This window comes from Microbacterium sp. (assembly GCF_036566905.1).
Classification (GTDB): Bacteria; Actinomycetota; Actinomycetes; order Actinomycetales; family Microbacteriaceae; genus Microbacterium.
On record NZ_DATCVK010000241.1, the window covers coordinates 1 to 21,570 of the forward strand.

General features: G+C 70.8%; 20 protein-coding genes and 1 pseudogene. 14 read left to right on the forward strand and 7 right to left on the reverse strand.

Annotation, left to right across the window (positions count from 1 at the left end; all coding sequences use genetic code 11):
* From VIP82_RS22165 to VIP82_RS22180, 4 genes and pseudogenes are all read left to right on the forward strand, one after another.
* Positions 1-435, forward strand: a pseudogene (locus VIP82_RS22165) (xylose isomerase); the annotation flags it as partial.
* 159 nt (positions 436-594) lie between these two features.
* Positions 595-1,899 (forward strand): xylulokinase, encoded by a 1,305-nt coding sequence (xylB, locus tag VIP82_RS22170; protein ID WP_331912663.1) that lies wholly within the window; start codon positions 595-597, stop codon positions 1,897-1,899.
* Positions 1,900-1,957: 58 nt separating this feature from the next.
* Positions 1,958-2,803, forward strand: a complete 846-nt coding sequence (locus VIP82_RS22175; RefSeq protein ID WP_331912665.1) for a transposase — start codon at positions 1,958-1,960, stop codon at positions 2,801-2,803.
* Positions 2,804-2,876: 73 nt separating this feature from the next.
* Positions 2,877-3,665: a GTP pyrophosphokinase gene (locus tag VIP82_RS22180; protein WP_331912667.1), complete on the forward strand. Its 789-nt coding sequence runs from the start codon at positions 2,877-2,879 to the stop codon at positions 3,663-3,665.
* Positions 3,666-3,692: 27 nt separating this feature from the next.
* Here VIP82_RS22180 and VIP82_RS22185 read toward each other — a convergent pair whose 3' ends face one another.
* Positions 3,693-4,283 carry a TetR/AcrR family transcriptional regulator gene (locus VIP82_RS22185; protein WP_331912669.1) on the reverse strand — a complete coding sequence of 197 codons (591 nt, stop codon included), beginning with the start codon at positions 4,281-4,283 and terminating at the stop codon, positions 3,693-3,695.
* A gap of 65 nt (positions 4,284-4,348) precedes the next feature.
* On the opposite strand from VIP82_RS22185, the gene VIP82_RS22190 reads away from it, so the two are divergent.
* The 4 genes from VIP82_RS22190 (at position 4,349) to VIP82_RS22205 (ending at position 8,171) form a co-directional block, all read left to right on the forward strand.
* Positions 4,349-5,533 (forward strand): hypothetical protein, encoded by a 1,185-nt coding sequence (locus tag VIP82_RS22190; RefSeq protein WP_331912671.1) that lies wholly within the window; start codon positions 4,349-4,351, stop codon positions 5,531-5,533.
* A gap of 79 nt (positions 5,534-5,612) precedes the next feature.
* A complete protein-coding gene (locus VIP82_RS22195) occupies positions 5,613-6,812 on the forward strand; it encodes a cation:proton antiporter (protein WP_331912673.1) in 1,200 nt (399 codons plus the stop codon).
* Entirely contained in the window at positions 6,809-7,294 is a 486-nt protein-coding gene (locus VIP82_RS22200; protein ID WP_331912675.1) for a glutaminase, read from the forward strand. Before VIP82_RS22195 ends, VIP82_RS22200 begins: the two co-directional genes overlap by 4 nt.
* Before the next feature lie 76 nt (positions 7,295-7,370).
* The gene (locus VIP82_RS22205; RefSeq protein WP_331912677.1) at positions 7,371-8,171 is read left to right on the forward strand and encodes a TspO-related membrane protein; all 801 of its coding nucleotides are present in this window, start codon (positions 7,371-7,373) and stop codon (positions 8,169-8,171) included.
* A gap of 2 nt (positions 8,172-8,173) precedes the next feature.
* On the opposite strand, the gene VIP82_RS22210 is transcribed toward VIP82_RS22205, so the two are convergent.
* Positions 8,174-8,917, reverse strand: coding sequence for a glutamine amidotransferase-related protein (locus VIP82_RS22210; RefSeq protein WP_331912679.1), 744 nt, complete (start codon positions 8,915-8,917; stop codon positions 8,174-8,176).
* A gap of 124 nt (positions 8,918-9,041) precedes the next feature.
* Here VIP82_RS22210 and VIP82_RS22215 point away from each other — a divergent pair, with 124 nt between their 5' ends.
* The 4 genes from VIP82_RS22215 to VIP82_RS22230 all read left to right on the forward strand — a co-directional run bounded on the left by VIP82_RS22215 (position 9,042) and on the right by VIP82_RS22230 (position 14,750).
* Entirely contained in the window at positions 9,042-9,659 is a 618-nt protein-coding gene (locus VIP82_RS22215) for an RNA polymerase sigma factor (protein ID WP_163617665.1), read from the forward strand.
* Positions 9,649-10,116: a hypothetical protein gene (locus tag VIP82_RS22220; RefSeq protein WP_331912681.1), complete on the forward strand. Its 468-nt coding sequence runs from the start codon at positions 9,649-9,651 to the stop codon at positions 10,114-10,116. The genes VIP82_RS22215 and VIP82_RS22220 overlap by 11 nt, the downstream gene beginning before the upstream one ends.
* An 820-nt stretch (positions 10,117-10,936) precedes the next feature.
* The gene (locus VIP82_RS22225) at positions 10,937-12,190 is read left to right on the forward strand and encodes a S8 family peptidase (RefSeq protein WP_331912683.1); all 1,254 of its coding nucleotides are present in this window, start codon (positions 10,937-10,939) and stop codon (positions 12,188-12,190) included.
* A gap of 271 nt (positions 12,191-12,461) precedes the next feature.
* Positions 12,462-14,750: a CHAT domain-containing protein gene (locus VIP82_RS22230; protein ID WP_331912685.1), complete on the forward strand. Its 2,289-nt coding sequence runs from the start codon at positions 12,462-12,464 to the stop codon at positions 14,748-14,750.
* A gap of 203 nt (positions 14,751-14,953) precedes the next feature.
* Here VIP82_RS22230 and VIP82_RS22235 read toward each other — a convergent pair whose 3' ends face one another.
* On the reverse strand, positions 14,954-15,550 hold the full coding sequence (locus tag VIP82_RS22235) for a LysR substrate-binding domain-containing protein (protein ID WP_331912687.1): 597 nt from the start codon (positions 15,548-15,550) through the stop codon (positions 14,954-14,956).
* 194 nt (positions 15,551-15,744) lie between these two features.
* Here VIP82_RS22235 and VIP82_RS22240 point away from each other — a divergent pair, with 194 nt between their 5' ends.
* Complete coding sequence (locus VIP82_RS22240) at positions 15,745-16,143, forward strand: DUF1304 domain-containing protein (protein ID WP_331912689.1); 399 nt, start codon at positions 15,745-15,747, stop codon at positions 16,141-16,143.
* Between the two features lie 4 nt (positions 16,144-16,147).
* Here VIP82_RS22240 and VIP82_RS22245 read toward each other — a convergent pair whose 3' ends face one another.
* From VIP82_RS22245 to VIP82_RS22260, 4 genes are all read right to left on the reverse strand, one after another.
* Positions 16,148-16,717, reverse strand: coding sequence for a thermonuclease family protein (locus VIP82_RS22245; RefSeq protein WP_331912691.1), 570 nt, complete (start codon positions 16,715-16,717; stop codon positions 16,148-16,150).
* Between the two features lie 43 nt (positions 16,718-16,760).
* Complete coding sequence (locus VIP82_RS22250; RefSeq protein ID WP_331912693.1) at positions 16,761-17,168, reverse strand: transferase; 408 nt, start codon at positions 17,166-17,168, stop codon at positions 16,761-16,763.
* 143 nt (positions 17,169-17,311) lie between these two features.
* Positions 17,312-18,718, reverse strand: coding sequence for an aspartate aminotransferase family protein (locus tag VIP82_RS22255; RefSeq protein WP_331912695.1), 1,407 nt, complete (start codon positions 18,716-18,718; stop codon positions 17,312-17,314).
* A gap of 124 nt (positions 18,719-18,842) precedes the next feature.
* The gene (locus tag VIP82_RS22260; protein WP_331912697.1) at positions 18,843-20,411 is read right to left on the reverse strand and encodes a CoA-acylating methylmalonate-semialdehyde dehydrogenase; all 1,569 of its coding nucleotides are present in this window, start codon (positions 20,409-20,411) and stop codon (positions 18,843-18,845) included.
* A 152-nt stretch (positions 20,412-20,563) separates the two neighbouring features.
* Here VIP82_RS22260 and VIP82_RS22265 point away from each other — a divergent pair.
* The coding region (locus VIP82_RS22265) for a PucR family transcriptional regulator ligand-binding domain-containing protein (RefSeq protein ID WP_331912699.1) at positions 20,564-21,570 on the forward strand (1,007 nt) is incomplete at its 3' end.

A 21,570-nucleotide genomic window follows, 5' to 3' on the forward strand; every position in this document is an offset into this window, starting at 1 on the left:
TACGACCAGGACCTCGTGTTCGGCCACGGCGACCTGCACAACGCGTTCGCGCTCGTCGACCTGCTCGAGAACGGCGGCCCCGGCGGCGTCCCCGCGTACGACGGCCCGCGCCACTTCGACTACAAGCCGTCGCGCACCGAGGACGAGACCGGCGTCTGGGACTCGGCTGCCGCGAACATGCGCACCTACCTGCTGCTGAAGGAGCGCGCCGCGGCCTTCCGCGCCGACCCCGAGGTGCAGGAGGCGCTCGAGACCGCGCGCGTCGCCGAGCTGTCGATCCCGACGCTCAACGAGGGCGAGTCGTACGACGACTTCCTCGCCGACCGCTCGGCGTACGAGGAGTTCGACGCCGACGCGTACCTCGGTGGCAAGGGCTTCGGCTTCGTCCGCCTGCAGCAGCTCGCGACCGAGCACCTGCTCGGCGCCCGCGGCTGAGTCGCGAAACGGATGCTGTGGCCGGCCGCGTCGGCCACAGCATCCGTCGTCCCGCCCGCGGGTTGAGCGTGTCCCACTTTCTGTCGGACACAACGCCCTCACCGGCACAATTCGGGACATGAAGGACGGAAACCGGGACATGAAGGAAGGGCGGGCGCGATGACGCTGGTCATGGGCGTCGACTCGTCGACGCAGTCGTGCAAGGTCGTGATCACGGATGCCGCTACGGGCGCCGTCGTGCGGCAGGGCCGTGCCTCGCACCCGGACGGCACCTCGGTCGATCCCGAGGCGTGGTGGACGGCGCTGCGGACCGCGATCGCAGACGCTGGAGGCATCGACGATGTCGCGGCGTGGGCGGTCGGCGGGCAGCAGCACGGCATGGTCGCGCTCGATGCCGACGGCCGCGTGATCCGCGATGCGCTGTTGTGGAACGACACCCGCTCGGCGCAGGCGGCGGCCGACCTCACGGCGGAGTTCGGCGCCGATGAGCTCGCGCGGCGGACGGGCCTCGTGCCGGTGGCATCCTTCACGATCACGAAGCTGCGATGGCTGCGCGGCCACGAGCCTGAGAACGCCGCTCGTGTCGCCGCCGTCGCCCTGCCGCATGACTGGCTCACCTGGCGCCTGCGCGGCTTCGGCCCCGAGGGCGAGTCGCCACGCGGACCGGTGCTCGACGAGCTCGTCACCGACCGGTCGGACGCGTCGGGCACCGGCTACTGGGATCCCGCGACCGGCGGGTACGACCACGAGCTCCTGGTCGCGGCGCTCGGCCACGATGCGGTGCTGCCACGGGTGCTCGGTCCCGACGAGTGGGTGACGGATGCCGCGGGCCGCCGCGTCGGCGGCGGTGCCGGCGACAACGCGGGCGCAGCGCTCGGCCTCGCCGCCCGGCCGGGCGACGTGGTCGTCTCGATCGGAACGAGCGGCACCGTCTTCGCGGTGAGCGAGGAGCGCACGATCGACCCGACCGGCACGGTCGCCGGGTTCGCGGACTGCACCGGGCGCTTCCTGCCGCTGGTCGCAACGCTCAATGCCGCGCGCGTGCTCGACGCGATCGCGCGCGTGCTGGGCGTCGACCACGCCGAGCTCTCGCGCCTGGCCCTGGCCGCCCAGCCGGGCGCGGCCGGCCTGCAGCTGGTGCCGTACTTCGAGGGCGAGCGCACGCCGAACCTGCCCGACGCGACGGCGTCGCTCACCGGCATGACGCTCGCCTCGACGACGCGCGAAAACCTCGCCCGTGCCGCGGTCGAGGGCATGCTGTCGGGGCTCGCCGCCGGACTCGCGGCGCTGCGCGGCCTGGGCGTTCCGCTGGAGCGCGCACTGCTCATCGGCGGCGGCGCGCAGTCGGCCGCGGTGCGCGAGATCGCGCCGCTGGTGCTGGGTCTTCCCGTCGAGGTGCCCGAGCCGGGGGAGTACGTCGCCCTCGGCGCCGCGCGGCAGGCGGCATCCGTCCTCTCCGCCTGAACACCGGCGCGCGGGCACGGGGGCGCGCGAGCGCGGCCTCACGCGCAAGAATGGGCGGATGCCGGAGGCCGACGCAGACGCAGAGCTCGACGCGGTCGCGGCCGAGCTCTACGCCCTGCCGCCGTCGGAGTTCACGGCCACCCGCAATGCGCGCGCGGGTATGGCGGCCGGCGCCGTCGCCAAGCGGATCAAGGCGCTGCGCAAGCCGACGATCGCGGCGTGGGCGGTGAACCTGCTCGCCCGCGAGGGGCAGCTCGCCGACGCGATCGAGCTGTCGACGGCATTGCGCGAGGCGCAGGACGACCTCGACGGCGCTGAACTGGCGCGCCTCGGCAAGCAGCGGCGCCAGCTCGTCGCCGCGCTCGCGAAGCAGGCGGTCGGCCTCGCCGAGGACGCCGGCGGCACGCTGAGCGCCGCCGCGCGCGAGGACGTCGAGAAGACCATCAATGCGGCGGTGATGGATGCCGCAGCCGCCGCAGCCGTCCTGACGGCCCGCCTCGTCACGCCGCTGGAGGCGGGCGACATCGAGCCCGACACGCTCGCCGACGCGGTCGGTGGGTCGGTGCCCGGCGTCGTCACGCCGCCGCCGCGCGACGACCTCGCGGAGCGCCGGGCACGTAAGGCGGCGGAGAAGGCCGCGCGAGAGGCGGAGCGCCTGGCGAACGAGGCGGAGCGTGAGCTCGCCCGCGTCGACGCGCGCCGCGCGAAGGCGCAGGAGCGGGTCGACCACATACGTGAGCGCATCGACGACCTCCGCCGCGACCTCGCCGCGCTGGAGAAGGACGAGCAGGCCGCAGGGGAGAAGCTCGACGCCGTCGAGCGCGAGCACGCCGCGGCGGCGGCGAAGGCGCGCGATGCGGCGAAGGAATCCGAGCGCGCGCAGCGCGCCCTCGACGACGAGTGAGCTCCCGCGGCGCCGGGTGGCGGCATCCGTCTTTCACAGGACTCTCGTAGGGCCGCCGCCTAGCGTGAATCGCATGGCGACTCCCGCACCTCTGGTGCCCGCGACGGCGTCCGACGAGGGTGAGATCACGGTCTCCCCGAGCGAGCTCAGGGAGCTGCGCGACGAACTGCAGCGCTTCATGATGGAGTACCGCTTCGGGCTGCAGGAGGTCGAGACGAAGATCGGGATCCTGCGCGACGAGTTCCTGCTCACGCACGACTACAACCCGATCGAGCACGTCTCGAGTCGCGTGAAGTCGCCCGACAGCCTCGTCGAGAAGGTGCAGCGCAAGGGCATCGACGGCGACTTCGCATCGATCCGCCGGCGCATCACCGACATCGCGGGCATCCGCATCACGTGCAGCTTCACCGCCGACGTGTATCGCCTCTTCGACCTGCTGACCGCCCAGGACGACGTGCGTGTGCTTCAGGTCAAGGACTACATCGCCTCGCCCAAGTCGAACGGCTACAAGAGCCTGCACGCGATCCTCGAGGTGCCGGTGTTCCTCTCGACGGGGCGCATCGAGGTGCCCGTCGAGGTGCAGTTCCGCACCATCGCCATGGACTTCTGGGCGAGCCTCGAGCACAAGATCTACTACAAGTACGCCACACGCGTGCCCGACGAGCTGCTGGCGAGCCTCAAGGACGCCGCCGACACCGCCGCCGAGCTCGATGCCCGCATGGAGCGCCTGCATCGGCAGATCCGCGGCGGCAGCGCCGGCCAGACGGCTCCGCTGGCCGTCCGCGAGATCACCGACCGCATCGCTCCGGCCCCCGCGCCCACGGCCCCGGACGGCGGAGACGACGAGGCCCGCCCGATCTGACGCCGCTCGACGGACCGGCGGGCGCGGTCAGCTCGCGAGGACGGCGCCGGCGCTGGCGAGGTAGTCCTCGACGGTGCGCGGGCCGAACACCGCCGTGTTGGCGACGTAGCCCTGTGCCAGGGCCGCGATCGACCGTGCGGTGTCGGCCGCGAGGGCTTCGGCATCCGCCTCATCCGTCGTCTGCGTGCGAGCCCACGGTCCGATGGCGAGCGAGAGCGACGCGCGGAGGCGCCCGGCGGTGCGGAGCATCTCTTCGTGTAGTGCCGGCTCGACCATCGCCTCACCCCAGAACTGCAGGACGAGCGGGGTCGACAGCCCGGCCTCGCTGAAGGTCGAGAGCATGCCGCGCAGCGCCTGGCGCGGCGTGACGATCTCGCCGCGGTCGCCCGCCGCCTCGAGGGCGTCGATGCGCGGCAGCAGGAAGCGCCCCACGACGTAGCGGGCGAGCTCGGCCTTGTTGGAGAAGTGGGAGTAGATCGCGCCGGTGGACAGACCGGACTCTTCGACGATGTCGGCGATGGAGGTGTCGCGCACGCCGTTGCGCTCGAGGACCCGCAGGGCGGCGCGGGCGATCTCGTCGCGGCGGGCTTCGCGGTAGGCGTCCGAGACTTTCGGCATGGAAACAGAATAGCAATTCTGTTATGGTGACAAACAGAACAGCCATTCTTTTTAAGGAGGTCGCGATGTCCCTTCATCGCGAGAGCCGGGCGAACCCGGCACGCCCCACCCGCTGGCCCGTCGCTGCGGCGTTCGGGCTCCTCGGATCCGTCATCGTCGCGGTCATCGTGATGGCCTTCGTCTGGCCGGCCGCCACGTCGCAGCCGCAGAACCTGCCCGTCGGCATCTCCGGGCCGACCGAGGCCGTGAGCGCCGTCGAGGACAAGCTCGCCGAGCAGGACCCCGCGCCCTTCGACCTCAGCGAGGTCGGCTCACGCGACGACGCCGTGTCGCAGATCGAATCCCGTGAGCTCTACGGCGCCATCCTGCTGGGCGACGAGCCCGAGGTGCTGATCGCGACCGCTGCGAGCCCGGTCGCCGCCGCGGCGCTGCGCGCAGTGGCGACCCAGCTCCAGGCGCAGATCGACACCACCGCTCAGGCGGCGCTGACCGAGCAGCTGACCGCGATCGTCGGCGCGCTGAAGTCCGGTCAGATGCCGCAGCTGCCCGAGGGGGCGACCGGATCCGCCCCCGAGATCCCGACGGTGACCGTCACCGACGTCGTGCCGCTCGCCGAGGGCGACAGCACGGGAGCGGGTCTTGCGGCATCCGTCTTCCCGCTCGTGCTGGGCGGCATGCTCGGCGGCATCCTGCTGACGCTGCTCGTGCAGGGCGTCGTGCGGCGGCTCATCGGGCTCGTCGTCTTCGGCGTCGCCGCGGGCGCCCTCATCACGCTCGTGATGCAGACCTGGTTCGGGATGCTGACGGGCGACTGGCTGCTGAACGCCACCGTCATCGGGCTCGGCGTGAGCGCCACGTCGGCGCTCATCATCGGCCTCGCGGCGCTGATGGGTCCTCCCGGCATCGCCGTCGGCGCGATCATCACGATGTTCATCGCCAATCCGATCGCCGGTGCCGCGATGCCACCGCAGTTCCTGCCGGAGCCGTGGGGTGCGGTCGGCCAGTTCTTCGTGCCGGGCGCGTCGGCGACGCTGCTGCGGTCGGTGATGTACTTCCCGGATGCCGCCACCGCGGCGCAGTGGATCATCCTGGGCGCCTGGCTCGTGGGCGGTGTCGTGCTCGCGCTCATCGGACACCAGCGCACGCGCGCCGAGCTCACGCCGCCGGAGCGTCAGCTCGAGCCTGCGGAGCCTGCGGAGCCGGCGACGTCGGCGGTGCCCCTCGAACCGGCCGAACCGCTCGCGCGCTGACCCGTCGCGCCACCGGACGCGCGGGAGACCTGCGCCGATCGCGCGCATCCGCGCGACCCGCGCTGGCTAGTCTGTTCGCGTGGACGACCTCGAACCGACGCTGCTGGTGATTCCGATCCTGGCGGTCCTCGCGCCGCTGCTGGCGCGGGGGATCGGCCGCTGGATACGCGTCCCCGTCGTGGTGTTCGAGCTGGTGCTCGGCATCCTGGTCGGTCCCGCCGTGCTCGGCTGGGCGGTGCCGAGCGAGTTCATCGACGCGCTCTCGGAGTTCGGGCTCGCGATGCTCTTCTTCGTGGCGGGCACCGAGATCGAGTTCGGCTCCTTCCGCGGTCGCCTCGGCCGGCGCGCGTCTCTCGGCTGGCTCATCAGCCTCGCCGCTGGCATCGCCGCGGGCTTCGTGCTCGCGTCCGGCGAGGCGGCGATCGTGATCGGCGTCGCGCTGTGCTCGACGGCGCTCGGCACCCTCCTGCCCATCCTCCGCGACGCCGGTGAGCTGCCCACGCCGTTCGGGAAGGCCGTCGCGGCGATCGGCGCGGTCGGTGAGTTCGGTCCGCTCATCGCGATCTCGATCTTCCTCGGCGGCCGTGAACCGGGTATCTCGACCGTGGTGCTCGCCGTCTTCGCCGGGTTCGCGGCGCTCGCCATCTGGCTCGCGTTCAGAGTCCCGCGGGGTGCGATGCACGCCTTCGTGAGCTCGACGCTGCACACGTCCGGGCAGTTCGCGATCCGCGTGGTCTTCGTCATCCTCGCGGCGCTCGTCGCGCTCAGCATCGTCCTGGATCTCGACATGCTGCTCGGCGCCTTCACCGCCGGCATCATCTGGCGCCTTCTCATGCGCGACGCGTCCGAGCCCGACCGCGAGGCGGTCGAGAGCAAGATCGAGGGCGTCGCGTTCGGCTTCCTCGTGCCGATCTTCTTCATCTACACCGGGGTCACCTTCGACCTCGAAGCGCTCCTCGAGCAGCCGTCCACGTTCCTGCTGGTGCCGGTCGTGCTCGTGGCGCTGCTGCTGGTTCGCGGGCTGCCGTCGACCCTCGCCGCACCCGTGGGATCATCGCGGCGCGATCGGCTGTCCATCGCGCTGCTCGGCGCGACCGGGCTGCCCATCATCGTCGCGGTCACGCAGATCGGCGTCGACGAGGACATCCTGACGACCTCGCACCAGACCGTGCTCATCGCCGGCGGCATGCTGTCGGTCCTCCTGTTCCCGCTCATCGGCATGGCGCTCCGCGGTGAGCGGGTGAAGGCCACGCCTGCTCTCGAGGACGACATGGCGTGAGCACCCTCGAGCTCTTCGCCGCCGCCCGCGCGCGGCTGGCCGAGGCGCCGCGTGAGGCGCTCGGCGAACTCGTCGTGCCGCGGCGCATCCTTGGGGTCGCGCGCGCCCCGCGCGTCGAGCGCCGCGGTGCCGCGTGGCACCTGGGCGTGCTCCTGCTCACCGACGACGCCGTGCTCGCGACCGGAGACATCGTCCGCGCGCGCCAGGAGGCCCGGCGCGGCTACACCGCCGAGTCCCAGCGGCAGCGCGCCGAGCTCGCCGCAGCCGCACGCCGCGGCGGGTTCGCGGAGGGGGAGACCGTGCATCTCGGATGGTCGGTGCTGCAGCCCGACGTCGTCGATGCCGGCGGAGAGTCCGGCCCCCTCGTCGCGAGCGACGGCGTCACGAGTGTGAAGTGGAGCGCGGCCGGAGGACTCATGCCCTTGGAGGCGTACCTCGCCGAGCGGGTGGCGCTGCTGCTCGATCCGCCACGCGGCGCCTGACGGCGGTGCGATATCGGCCGGAGCGCGGCCTGTCAATGCGCTCGTCCGGGGTGGGGGTGCGCCGTAGCGTGTGAGCATGGCCGCACGGGATCTCACACGACAGATCGTCGTCATCAGCGCGTTCTGCTTCATGATCATCGCCGCCATGGTCGGCACCGGCCTGTTCGGCGGCACCGCCGTGCAGGATCTGCAGGACGGCGCCCTCGACCAGGACGGCTCCTACCTCGCACCCGCGCGACCCGCGTTCTCGATCTGGTCGGCGATCTACCTCGGCCTCTTCGCGTACACGATCTGGCAGGCGCTGCCGCGGCAGCGGGGCAGTGAACGACAGCGCGCGCTCGGCTGGCTCATCGCCGGCACGATGGCGCTCAACGGCCTGTGGCTGGTCACCGCCCAGTTCGGCTCGCTGGCGCTCACCGTGCTCGCGATCATCGTTCTGCTGGCCCTCCTCGGCGTCACCTTCCACCGCACGGTCATCGAACCGGCCGACGGCTGGGCCGACCGGCTGCTCGTCGACGGCGTCACCGGCCTGCATCTCGGGTGGGTGACGCTGGCGACCGTCGCCAACATCGCCGCGTGGCTGACGTCCATCGCGCCGCCGGAATGGGGGGACGCCGCCGAGCTGTGGGGCGTCGTCGTGCTCATCGTGGTCGCCGTCATCGGGCTCGGCATCGAGGCGGCGAGCCGATGGCGCCTCGGTCCCGCGCTCGCCCTCGCCTGGGGGCTGACCTGGCTGGCGGTGGGCCGCCTCACGGGCGAGCCGTCCAGCGCGGCGATCGGCTGGACGGCCCTCGTCGTCGCCGTCCTGATCCTCGGCGCCGCGGTCGTGGGCACGGTCCTTCGCGAGGCGACGGCGGTCCGCAACGCCGAGGCGTGAGGTCAGGCGGGACCGAACCGCTCGGCGAACGCGCGCAGCAGACGAGCCGGCTGACTGACGGATGCCGCGAGCACGCGGCCCGCGATCGCGTCGTAGTCCGCGGAGTCGAAGTAGCCGTCGTCGCGGTACACCGCCATGCGCTCGGTGAACGCCTTGGTGGTCGGCTCGGGGTGAAACTGGGTCGCATAGAGCCTGTCGCCCACGCGATACGCCTGGATGGGGCATCCGTCGTTCCGCGCCAGCAGGACCGCGCCCGGCGGGAGCGACTCCGTGCCCTCCTTGTGGGCGGTGAGCGCTGTGAAACGGTGCGCCAGGGCTCCGAACAGCGGGTCGGTCGCGGCACCCGGGGTGAGTTGCACGGCCACCGGCCCGGTGTCTTCGGGGAACGCACGGCTGACGGTGCCGCCGAGCGTGCGCGTCGCGATGCCGATGCCGTAGCAGGTGAACAGCGACGCGGGTCCGGCGCCGTCGGCCGTGGCTTCGGCGATGCGCGCCAGGTCGGCCTCGAGGCGGCGCTGCGCGTCGGTCTTCGTCGACTCCGGGTCGGTGACGTTGAAAGGGCTGCCGCCGATCAGAAAACCGGCGTATCGCTCGAAGACGTCGTCGGGGAGCGGCTCGCGAACGAGGTCGTGACGCGCGAGCCGGCTCTCGTCGACACGCATCGCGGCCCGGAACGACTCGTACTCGGCGGCTGCCGCGCCCAGCTGCGGGCGCACGCAGACATAGAGCAGCGGCGCGGTCGTCATGCAGGAATTCTAGGTCTCCGGTCCGAGCGCGCGCGAAAGAGGCGACATCCGCCGTCTTCGGCCGGTATTCGTGTATCAAACACGCACTATCGCGCTCGGGCATGGTGTGGACAGAATGGGCGCTATGACGCAGGCCGGCGCCGAGCCATCCGTCGACTCCGCGGAGCCGGCGCGATGGGAGCGCGCCGCCGCACTCTTCGTGCGGTGGCGTGAAGGTGACAGCCGTGCGATGGACGAGCTCGTCCGCCTGATGACGCCGCCGCTGTGGCACGTCGTGCGGGCGTACGGAGTCGACCCTGCGCTGGCACAGGACGTCGTGCAGACGACCTGGCTGACGCTCGTACGCCGTCACGAGACCATCAACGACCCGCTCGCGGTGTCGGGATGGCTCACGATGTGCGCGCGCCGCGAGGCGTGGCGGGTCGGCAAGCAGCATCGGCGCGCCGATGCCACCGAGGCCGAGTCGCTCGAACCGCACCTTCCTGTCCACGAATCCGCCGAGCAGACCGCGGCGCAGGACGACGAGACCCGTCGCCTGTGGACAGCGGTCGCCACGCTCAACGATCGATGCCAGCGCCTGCTGCGGATCGTCGCGTTCGAGGACCGCCCCGACTATGCCCGCATCGCAGAGGACCTCGCGATGCCCATCGGATCGATCGGACCGACCCGCCAGCGCTGCCTCGCAAAGCTTCGCGCCGTCCTCGAGGGCGACGGATGGAGAGGTGACGACGATGGAAACTGAGGACTTCGCGGCCGACGCCGCGCTCTTCGCACGCATGCGCCGGATGTGGGAGGAGGTCGACCCCGTGCCGGCCGACCTGGTCGACCGCATGGTGGCCGCGGTCGCGGTCGAGGACCTCTCGCGCGAGTACGCGCTGCTGACACTCGTCGAGGGGACTCTCGCCGCCGTCCGCGGCGAGACCGACACCGCGACGCTGCAGTTCAGCGACGGCACCACCAGCGTGCTGCTGCACGTGACCGCCACCGAGAGCGGCGATCGGCGTGTGGACGGATGGGTGGATGCCGCCGCCCTCGCCATCCGGCTGGTGCAGGGCGACCGCGAATGGTCGGCCGAGCCGGGCGAGCACGGACGGTTCGCGTTCGACGAGGTCACGCCAGGGGTGGCGCGGCTCCGTCTCGTCGTGCGCGACGCCGACGGCGCGCTGCGCGACTTCCAGACGCCTCAGTTCGAGGTCTGACAGGCAGTTCGAAGTACGAGAGACGGATGCCGCGGCCTGGGGGCCGCGGATCCGCTGTGTGTGAGGAGAAGACATGGCTGAAGACGACGCCCAGCGGGCCGACGACACCGCAGCAACGCGAGGTTCGTGGCGTGACCGTGCGAAAGCGGGGGCACCGCGGGCAGTGGCGATGGATCCTCGGTGGCATGTCGTGCCGGGGGTCGAGGCGTTTCCGACCGCGTATGCCCCGGGTCATTTGCTGATCTTCGGAGGGGATCGAACGCGCGCGCAGCGATCGCTGGAGGCCGCAGGAAGCGAGCTCGGATGGGAGATCGACGTCCGGGAGCCTTCGCGCGAAGGAGGCGGATCCGAACCCGTTGCGACGGCGAACATCGTTCAGGTACCCAGCGAGTCGCGCGACGACGAGCCGGTGCCCGTCATCGACGCCTGGCGGCTTCTGCAGCACGCGCGGCGTCTCGAGGTCGTCAATGCCGTCGTTCGCCGGGTGGAGGACGAGTGGGTAGCAGCGCAGAAGGCTCCACTGCGGTCCGGGGACCAGAATGCTGATGCTGAGACTTCTCGCAGCGTGGCCCCGACCGAGCTCAATGAGGAGCAGCGACGATCGATTCGGCACCGCGCGCGTCGAGCGGTCGCCCTGGAGGCCGCTCGATGGGCCGAGGGTGATCCCGGGAGGGCACCCGAGAGCGTTGCGGGGGCCGGTGAGCCCGTCGCACGAGGGGTCGACATCGATGCGAAACAGTCGGAAGCGACCACGTCGGCACCGCCGATTGCGGTCACGCCCGCAGATCTGGAGGCGATGCGCGTCCTGGAGGACGTCGGCTTGGACCACCTCCTCACCGTCGATCCGATCGGCTTGAACCCCCACGGAACCACCAACCCGCACGGAACCACGAACCCGCACGGGACGACCAACCCGCACGGGACGACCAACCCTTCAGGTACGGCGGGATACGCGTACCCGGGAACGGGTGGCCTGGAAGTCGTGTCCTACGTCGGTGCTGCGCCCGCTCGAACACTGGAGTTCTCGAACGGCAGCAGGCCCGTCGTTGCCGTGGTCGACACCGGATGCGGGTCGCATCCGTGGTTCGACGAGCCGGTCGGCGGTGAAGCGATCGTCCGGCGCAACATCCCCTCCCCGACCCGGCCCGGGAAGGTGATCGGTGTCGAGGATCCGCTCACCGATCCGGAGGTGCACGGAGACCAGTCCGGTCCTCTCGACGGCTTCCTCGACGGAGCAGCCGGTCATGGCACCTTTGTCTGCGGAATCGTCCATCAGGTGTGCCCGGACGCGGAGATCATCGCCATCCGCGTCGCGGACAGCAATGGAACGGTCCTGGAGCACGAGCTCATCGAGGCTCTCGAAGAGCTGGCCGACTGGATCGGACCCCCCGAGAAGCCGACGAACCGAATCGATGTCGTGAACCTGTCGCTCGGGTACTACCACGAGACGCCCGAGGACCGACTCTTCAGCCTGCGCCTGTACCGTGCCCTGGTCAGCCTGCGGGAGAGAGGATGCGTGGTCGTCTGCTCTGCCGGAAACGATGCGACCGCGCGTCCCACCTTTCCCGCGGCGCTGTGGAACAGCGGTGACTCGGCGCTGAACCTCCCGGACGAGAGCGACCTGAAGGAAGACAGCCACATCGCTGTCGGCGCGCTGAATCCGGCGCTGACATCGGTGGCGCTGTACAGCAACGTCGGCACGTGGGTGAAGACTTTCGCCCCCGGGACCTCTGTTGTCAGCACGTTCCCGCTCCTGCAGGGGGGAATCCAGCCCGGGTCGCGCGCCGACACGGCCGATCGCTACCGCTGGAGCCTCGATCCCGATGACCACTCGGGCGGCTTCGCGATCTGGAGCGGCACATCGTTCGCCGCCCCGTACGTGGCGGGGATGATCGCAGCCGAACTCGCAGCCGAACGAGGCGGCAAAGCGAGTCCGCCGGACGAGCCGCAGGTGACCGCGGCGAGCACACCCCAGACGGCGGTCGCGGCCGCCCTGCGACGGGTGGCGTCGCGCGACCGGTCGAAGAAGAAGCCGGAAGGGCAGACGGCTCAGGGGGCGAGGACGCCGAAGTAGCCTGCTGTGTCGATCGGCGGCCGGAGCGCGGCATCTCGCCCCCCGCCCGCCGATCGGCCATCATTGCACTGTGGTCTCTGGGGAAGAGCTCTACGAGCGCGGGAGGCACCTGGCGACACGCGGAAGGTACCGCGAGGCTCGACGGGTCCTGAGTTCTGCGATCGCCCGTGCGGCGGCAGACGGCGATGTGGAGCTCGAAGCCCGTGTCGCAGGGACGCAGGCATATGTACTCGCTCGCCTCGGAAGCGTCGGCGCCGGCGAGCGACTGTGCTTGGACGCACTCGCTCGGGAAGGACTTTCCGCAACCACGATCGCGCAGCTCCACGGGCAGCTCGGAGCCCTCGCGATCGAACGCGGACTGCTGGATGACGCCGCGGAATGGCTCGGCAAGAGCATCGAAGGACTGGCGGATCAACCGGTTCGGCAGGCGAATACGCGGTTGAATCGCAGCCTCGTCTTCATGCAGAGGGGCATGCTCGACGAGGCGCTGGCCGACCTCGAGGCGGCCGAGCAGTCGTACCGAGCAGCGGACATGATCATGGAGTCGAACCTGACGGTGCACAACCGCGGGTACGTCAAGATGCTCGCCGGGGATCTGGTCGCCGCGCTGCAGACGATGCAGTCGGTGCGCGAACGGTTGGATGAGGAGTCCGAGCTCTGGGCCGCGATCAACGAGCTCGACCGAGCGGAGGTGCTTCGCGAGGCCGGACTGGTCACAGAGGCGGAACGCAGCCTGGGCGAGGTCGCGGTCGCGCTCGAACGGCACCACGCGCCACGGGAACATGCGACCGCCGAGTATCAGCTGGCCCGGTCGCTCCTGAGCCACGATCCCGTCGCCGCATCGACCGCGGCCGACCGTGCCGCGCGGCGTTTCCGGCGGGTCGGCAGTCCGGGGTGGGCGGCGCGCGCGGACGCGATCCGGCTCCGGGCTCGCCTCGCGGTAGGCAGGATCGACCGTGCCGGTGATCCCGTGCGGCTGCCGGGCCGTCTGCCCTCGCGCGCCTCTGTGGAGGCGGTCGTTCAGGAACTCGACGCCCTGGGCTTCCGGGGCGAGGCCGAGGCTCTCAGGCTCGCGCACACTCTCGCGCGCGTGCGCCGCAACAGTGCAGCGGAGCTTCCACGGCTGCGCGTCGATAGGCACATGCCGCTGGAGTCAGCGCTGCTCGCGCAGGAGCTGCGCGCCGTGCACGCGGCGCTGAACGGCAGCGAGCGTGACGCCCAGCGTCACGCCGCCCGGGGGCTCACGCTCCTGGACGCCGCGTTCGGCGACGGCGGCAGCCTCGATCTGCTCAGTTCGTCCGCTATGCGCGGCGCGGGCCTGATCACGACGGGACTGGCATCGGCACTGCGTTCGCGCGATCCGGCGCGAGTGTTCGAGTGGTCGGAGTACGCACGACTGGACAGTGAGCGGATCGTGCCGGTCCGTCCGTCGCCGGACCCGGAGCAGGCAGCCGATCTGGCGGAGTTGCGGGTACTGCGAATGGCGAATTCCGACGCGGATTGGCTCTCGGGTCCCCGCGCGCGCATGCTGAGAGACCGCGCGCGCCAGCGGCAATGGTCGACGGTGGGCGTCGCCGGCGTGCATCAGCGTGCGACCCTCGAGCAAGCGCGAGGCGAGCTGCGCGACGGCGGAGCGTTGGCGTGCTTCGTGTTCGACGGTGAGCGCCTCGCGGTTCTCGTTGTCACTCCGCATCGCACGGCCGTGATCCCGCTCGACTGGTCCGCCTGCCGACACGCGCTGCGCGGGCTCCGCGCCGATTTGGATGTGTCGGCGGCCGTGACGTCCGGACCGATGGCCGGTGTCGTGCGAGATGCGCTCGCCGATCGCCTCGCGGTGCTGTCGAAAGAGCTGATCGAGCCGTGGCTAGGCGTCACGGGGCCGGTATCCCATCTGGCCATCGCAGCCCCGGGCGTCCTCACGGTCGTGCCGTGGGCCATGCTTCCAGGACTGCGCGGGTCCGCGATCTCGCTCGCGGGGTCGGCCACCGGGTGGATCCGGCGCCGTGGACTGCACCGTCAGCGCCCGCGCATCGCCGGCTTCGCGTCGGGTCCGAGGGTCGCGCGTGGCGAGGAGGAGATCGCGCGGGCCGCGACGGCGTGGCATGACGTCGTCATGCGCTCCGGCGCCGAAGCAACCGTGTCGGGAGTGACTTCGCTGGCCGAGAGCGCGGATGTCCTGCATATCGCTGCGCATGGACGGCATGCCGTGGACAATCCGATGTTCTCGGGCCTCGAGCTCTACGACGGGACGCTGTTCGGATACGACATCGACCTCGTAGAGTCGGTGCCCGGAACCGTCGTGCTGTCGGCGTGCGAGGTCGGTCGATCCTCGGTGCGGTGGGGCGAGGAGGCGGTCGGGATGACTCGGACCTGGCTCCACGCGGGCGCCAGGTCGGTAGTGGCCGCTCCTGTGATCGTCGCCGACGACGAGGCGTGCGAACTCCTCGCAGCGATGCACGAGGGGCTCGCCGCCGGTATCGCACCTTCGGTAGCACTGGCGGAGGCGTCGGAGCGCACCGGCATCGTCGCCCCGTTCCAGGTGCACGGCGCGGGCTTCTGAGATTCTCGCCGGCACGTGTATCAACACGGATGCCGGCGACTCCTGCTCATTGGATGGGCTCCCGCTGCCCGACCTGGGGCAGGGAAGCGGGACAGAAGGCCTCCTGGGGAACGCTGCTCGGGAGCGGGTCTTCGGTGCCGATCTTCGAGGGGTGCCGCACCGGGGACTGGGGCGGCGCCCCTCATCCTTACGCCGTGGCGGGATCAGCCGCGTGAGGAGTTCGCGGTGCGGCCGCGCACGATGCCGACGAACGCGTCGACGGCGGGCGACGTGCGGTCCGCAGCCCACGCCAGCGCGACCGTCGACGCGGGGCCGTCCAGGAGCGGCCGATACTCGACATCCTTCCGCTGGTGAAGCCGCGCGAGCGACATCGGCACCACGACGACCCCGACCCCCGCGGCGACGGTCGCGATCGCCTCGGCGGTGTCTGCCGGGGGAGCGAACCGCGGCTCGACGGCGCCGGGCACCCGGACGCCGAGCACGTCGTCCTCCGGAACGATCAGCACCTCTCCGACGAGGTCGGCCGTGTCCAGCTCATCGGCGGCCGTCAGGTGCGACTCCTTCGCACAGACGACGACCGGCACCTCGTCGTAGAGCGGGATGACGTGGAGCCCGTCCTTGTCTATCGGCAGCCGGACCAGGGCCGCGTCGACCTCGCCGTCGCGGAGGGCCCGACGCTGGTCGGCGACGGCCAGCGCCACGAGCTCGAGGCTCGTGCGCGGCATCCGCTCCTTCCAGGTGTCGATCCACTTCCCAGGCGTCGCACCGGGGATCGCTCCGAGGAGGAACGTCGTCGGCATGGGCGGCTCGGCGGGAGGTGTCGGCGAAGGGCCCGGCGACGGCTGCGGCCGGCGTGCCTTCGTCGGCTTCGCCTTGGCCGCGGAACCGGATCCGGCGCCCGGACGCTTGCCCGGGACACTCCGTCGTCCTCCGCCTGCGCGCGGCCCGCCCTTCGCCATACCGTTCAGCGTAGCCGGGGCGCTATCGTTCGCTCATGGTGACGATCCTCGCGACGGTCTTCGCAGCGCTGGCAGCGCTGCTGCACGTGTACATCTTCGTGATGGAGAGCGTGCAGTGGACGCAGCCGAAGGTCTGGAAGCGCTTCGGCGTCGCCGACCAGGCCGCGGCCGACACGACGAAGCCGATGGCGTACAACCAGGGGTTCTACAACCTGTTCCTCGCGATCGGCGTGGTGATCGGCCTCGTGCTGATCTTCGCGGGATCGGATGCCGCACCCGTGCGCGCCGCCGGGCTCGCGCTCGTGCTGTTCAGCCTCGGCTCGATGGTGGCTGCCGCCCTCGTGCTGCTGACCACAGGCATGAAGTATCTGCGGCCCGCGCTCATCCAGGGAACGCTGCCGCTCATCGGCTTCGTGCTGTTCCTGTTCGCCTGACCGCTCAGTCGCACGCGCCCCAGCGGCCGGCTCCGGAGGCGACAGCCGTCGTCTCGAGGGAGCGCAGCAGCGCCTCCTGGCTGCGATTGGGCGAGTAGACCTCGACGCGCGCGTCGCCCTGCGCCACGAGCTCGCCGTTGACGAAGCGGCCGTCGGGCGTCCAGACGTAGAGCAGCGTTCGGCCGTACTGGTCGTGCACCTCGGCGTCGGGCGCCACCCAGATCGTCGACCCCGCCGGCACGAGTGCCGCGAGCTTCGCGGTCGCCTCCGAGCCCCAGCAGTCGAGGGCAGGAGAGATCTCGGGGGTGTCGATGCCGAGCAGGCGGACACGCGTCGACTCGAGATCGCCGACGACGGCGTTCGGCGTCGCGACGCGAGCGCGCAGGGTGTCGCCGTCGTGCACGCTCTCGACGGTCATCTCGAACGCGTCGGCGGGAATGGCCGGCATCGTCGGAGCGCCGGCGGGGGTCGCGACGGCGACCTCGGCTTCATCGTGGTCGCGCCCCCCGAACCACCACAGGGCCATGCCCGCGAGGACGAGGACGAGGGTGCCGATGAGGACGCGTCTGACCACGTCGCGAGCCTAGGGGGTGCTCGCGACGCTTCGCGATCGCGGCTCAGGCCGCCAGGCGGAGACCCCGCTTGTCGGTGGCGACGCGCTCGCCGTCGGCGATCGTCTGGTCGTCGCCGATGAGCGAGCCCCCGGCGACACGAGCGTCGTGGCCGACCTGCGTGCGCACGCCGATCTTCGCGCGCGGGCCGATGGCGGCCCGCGGACCGATGTGGGCGTGCGGGGCGATCTCGACGTCAGGGCCGATCACGGCATCCGTCTCGACCCACACGCCACGGCCGACGTGCGCGCCCGCGGCGATCTGAACCCCCGGTTCGACATACGCCCCCGCTTCGACGATGGCGCTCGGGTGCACCTTCGCTCCATGCGCGATGAGGCCACGACCGTTGACGTGCTTGCGGTAGCGCAGCGTCTCGCCCCGGTCGTTCTCGATGTCGATGTAGTTCTTGCCCACAATCCCCTCCTGAGCAGCACATAGTGCTGAGTACAGAAATAACCGAGGACAGCGGTGATTCATTCCCGCGCATCGGAACGATCCGGTCACGGCGGCAGAAGGCCCCGCATCCCGAAGGATGCGGGGCAGGAAGCCGGGTCGGATCAGCGTCCGACGTACTCGTCAGCGGCCGACAGAGCGCGGTCGATCACGTCCAGACCGCGCACCAGTTCGTCCTCGCTGATCACGAGCGGCGGAGCGACGTGCACGCGGTTGAAGTGGGTGAAGGGCCACACGCCCTCCCGCTTGCACGCCGCGGCGACGGCGACGACGGGTGCAGCATCCGCCCCGCTCGCGTTGAACGGCACGAGCTGCTCGCGCGTCTCGCGGTCCTTGACGAGCTCGATCGCCCAGAAGAGGCCCATTCCCCGCACATCGCCGACGGACGGATGCCGCGACGCGATGTCGCGCAGGCGAGGCTCGACCACGCGCGAGCCGAGGTCGCGCACGCGCTCGAGGATGCCGTCGCGCTCGAAGACCTCGAACGTCGCCACACCCGCGGCGCACGCGAGGGGGTGCCCGGAGTAGGTGAGGCCGCCGGGAAACGAGACCGTGTCGAAGTGCGCCGCGATGCGATCGGAGATGACGACGCCGCCCAGCGGCACGTAGCCCGAGTTCACGCCCTTCGCGAAGGTGATGAGGTCGGGCTGCACGTCGAACGCCTGGAACGCGAACCACTCGCCCACACGGCCGAAGCCGACCATCACCTCGTCGGCGATGTAGACGATGCCGAAGCGGGTGCACAGCTCACGGACGCCCGCGAGATAGCCGGGCGGCGGGACCAGCACGCCGTTCGTGCCGACGATCGTCTCGATGAGGATGGCGGCGATCGTCGACGCACCCTCCAGCACGATCGTCTGCTCGAGGTGCTCGAGCGCGCGCTGCGTCTCCTCCTCGGGGCTGGACGAGTGGAACGCCGAGCGATAGGGGTAAGGCCCGAAGAACTTCGCCGTCGAGCCGTCCGCCGGCTCGTTCGGCCAGCGGCGCGGGTCGCCGGTCAGCGAGATCGCGGTCGTGGTGTTGCCGTGGTAGCTGCGGTACATCGACAGCACCTTGCGGCGACCGGTCACGAGACGCGCCATGCGCACGGCGTTCTCGTTCGCGTCGGCGCCGCCGTTGGTGAAGAACACCTTCTCGAAGCCGTCGCCCGCCACCTCCGCGATGCGACGGGCGAGCTCGCCGCGGACGTCGTTCGCCATCGACGGCTGGATCGTCGCGAGGCGGCCAGCCTGTCGCTGGATGGCCTCGACGAGATCGGGATGCTGGTGTCCCAGGTTGAGGTTCACGAGCTGCGAGCTGAAGTCCAGGTAGGCGTTGCCGCTGTAGTCCCAGAACGTCGAGCCTGCGCCCGCTGCGATCGGCAGCGGGTCGATGAGCGCCTGTGCGCTCCAGGAGTGGAACACGTGTCCGCGGTCGTCGGCGCGCACGCGTGCCTCGGCCTCGGGGTCGGGGAGCGTGCGGCGATCACCTGCCGGGTCGGTGTAGACGGCAGCGGCGAGCGTATCGGTCATGGGGAGTCCTCTCCTGTTGCGGTCGTTGAGCGAGCGAGGAACGAGCGAGACGAAACGCGTGTTGATCGCGAGCAACGTCAGGCGCGTTTCGTCTCGCTTCGCTCGCCCAACGACCGAATGCGCGTCAGTTGTTCTGGGGGAAGCCGAGGTTTATGCCGGTGTGGCCGGACTGGCTGCGCGTGGCGGGGTCGAGCCAGCGGCTGGTGATGGCCTTCTCGCGGGTGAAGAAGTCGAAGCCGTGCACGCCGTACGCCTTGGCGTCGCCGAACAGCGACTGCTTCCAGCCGCCGAAGGAGTGGTACGCGACCGGAACCGGGATGGGAACGTTGATGCCGATCATGCCGACCTGCACCTCGTTCTGGAAGCGGCGGGCGGCTCCTCCGTCGTTGGTGAAGATCGCGGTGCCGTTGCCGAACCGGCCCGAGTTGATCAGCTCGAGACCCTCGTCGTACGACTGCACGCGCACGACGGAGAGGACCGGTCCGAAGATCTCCTCCTGGTACGCGTGGCTGGTGGTGGGGATGTCGTCGATCAGGGTGGGGCCGAAGAAGAACCCATCCTCGTGCCCCTCGACGGTGAAGCCCCGGCCATCGACGACGATCTTCGCGCCGTCCGCCTCGGCGATGTCGACGTAGCTCGAGACCTTGTCGCGGTGCACGTCGGTGATCAACGGCCCCATGTCGGGCTCGACGCCGTCAACGCCCGCGCCGTTGCCGATGCGCAGCTTCGCGATCCGCTCCTGGATCTTGGCGATGAGGTCGTCGGCGACCGGCTCGACGGCCAGCACGACCGAGATCGCCATGCAGCGTTCGCCGGCGGCGCCGTAGCCCGCATTGACGGCCTGGTCGGCCACGAGGTCGAGGTCGGCATCCGGAAGCACCAGCATGTGGTTCTTGGCGCCGCCGAGCGCCTGCACGCGCTTGCCGTGCTTCGACGCCGTCTCGTAGATGTACTGCGCGATCGGGGTGGACCCGACGAACGAGATGGAGGCCACGTCGGGGCTCTCGAGAAGACCGTCGACAGCGAGCTTGTCGCCCTGCAGCACCGTGAACACGCCGTCCGGCAGTCCGGCTTCACGCCACAGCGCCGCGAGCCACAGCGCCGCCGACGGATCCTTCTCGGACGGCTTGAGCACGACGGCGTTGCCGGCCGCGATGGCGATCGGGAAGAACCACATCGGCACCATCGCCGGGAAGTTGAACGGGCTGATGATGCCGACGACCCCGAGCGGCTGCTTCAGCGAGTAGACGTCGATGCCGCTCGAGGCGTTCTCGCTGAACGCGCCCTTGAGGAAGTGCGGGAAACCGGTCGCCAGCTCCACGACCTCCTGGCCACGCAGGATCTCGCCCATGGCGTCGGAGACGACCTTGCCGTGCTCGGCCGTGATGATCTCGGCCAGCTCCCGCTTGCGGGCGTTCAGCAGCTCGCGGAAGCTGAACAGCACCGACTGCCGTCGGGCGATGGAGAACTGCGACCACACCTCGTATCCGCGCAGGGCCGACGCGATCGCAGCGTCGATCTCGGCCTCGTCCGCCAGCGCGACCTGTGCCGACACGGCGCCGGTCGCCGGGTTGTAGACGGGGGCCGTGCGGCCGGACGTCGACGCCCGCTCGCCGCCATCGATCCAGTGCGGGATCACCCGCACATCGGCCTCTGTGGTCGCCGTGGCGACAGCGATCTCGGCAATGCTCATGGGTGGTCCCTTTCGGCGTCGGACAGATCGTGTGGCGATCCCTTAGGCTTGACGCGTCCCAGCCTGTCAGAGAAGAAGAGGCGGTTACGGTGCCCGACCGTCGCGAAGATCGGACGATCCAAACGGATCGTCCGGCAGATCGATCCGCAGATGTGACCCTCCCGACCGTGCGCGAGGTGATGGCGCTGGATGCAGTCGCCCAGGGTGTCCCCGAGGTGCTCGTCGGCGACGACGCGCTCGACGCGCGCGTGCGCTGGCTCCACGTCTCGGACAGTGCGGGTGTCGCGCGCCTGCTCGATGGCGGCGAGCTGCTGCTGTCGACCGGCTCCTCGTGGCCCGTCGAGCCCGCAGACCTGCGGAGGTTCATCGACGAGCTCGCCGACGCCGGACTCTCGGGCCTCGTGCTCGAGCTCGGCACCCACTACCGCTACGTGCCTGCCGTGGTCGTCGAGGCGGCGGCGGCTCGCGGCCTCGCGCTCATCGTGCTGCACCGCGAGGTCAAGTTCGTCACCCTCACCGAAGCCGTGCACAGCCGCATCATCACGGGGCAGACCGACGCGCTGCGCGCGCGTGACGAGGTGCGCGAGCGCTTCACGGCGCTCGTGCTGCGCGGCTCGCCCGCCGACTTCATCGTGCATCAGCTGGCGCAGACGCTGGGTGCGCCGATCGTGCTCGAGAACCTGGGCTTCGAGGTCGTGGCGGCCGAGGTGCCGCTCGCGATGGAGGAGGAGCTCTTCACCGAGTGGGAGCTGCGCTCCCGTTCGGCCCACCGGCGCTCCGAGCAGCGTCGTCAGCGCGGTGCGGCGGCGGGCGCGGACGACTGGCTCATCATTCCGGTCGAGGCTCGCGGCATCCGCTGGGGCAATCTCATCGCGCTGCCCGGCCCGGAGCACGCGGCGGGCCGCATGGCGGTGCTCGAGCAGGGAGCCATCGCCCTCGCGGTCGGCCGTCTCGCGGACGGAGACGCCGATGAGTGGGTCCGCATCGGGCGTCGGCGCCTGGTCGACGGACTGCTCGCCGGGCGCTTCGCGGGCGTCGGCGGTGCGGCCGCGCGCCTCGAGGCGGCGGGGCTGCCCTTGCGGGGCGCGAAGCTGTACGGCCTGGTCGTGTCGGGTGCACCGGTCGCGGTGGAGCGAGCGGATGCCGCGGCTCGCGCGCT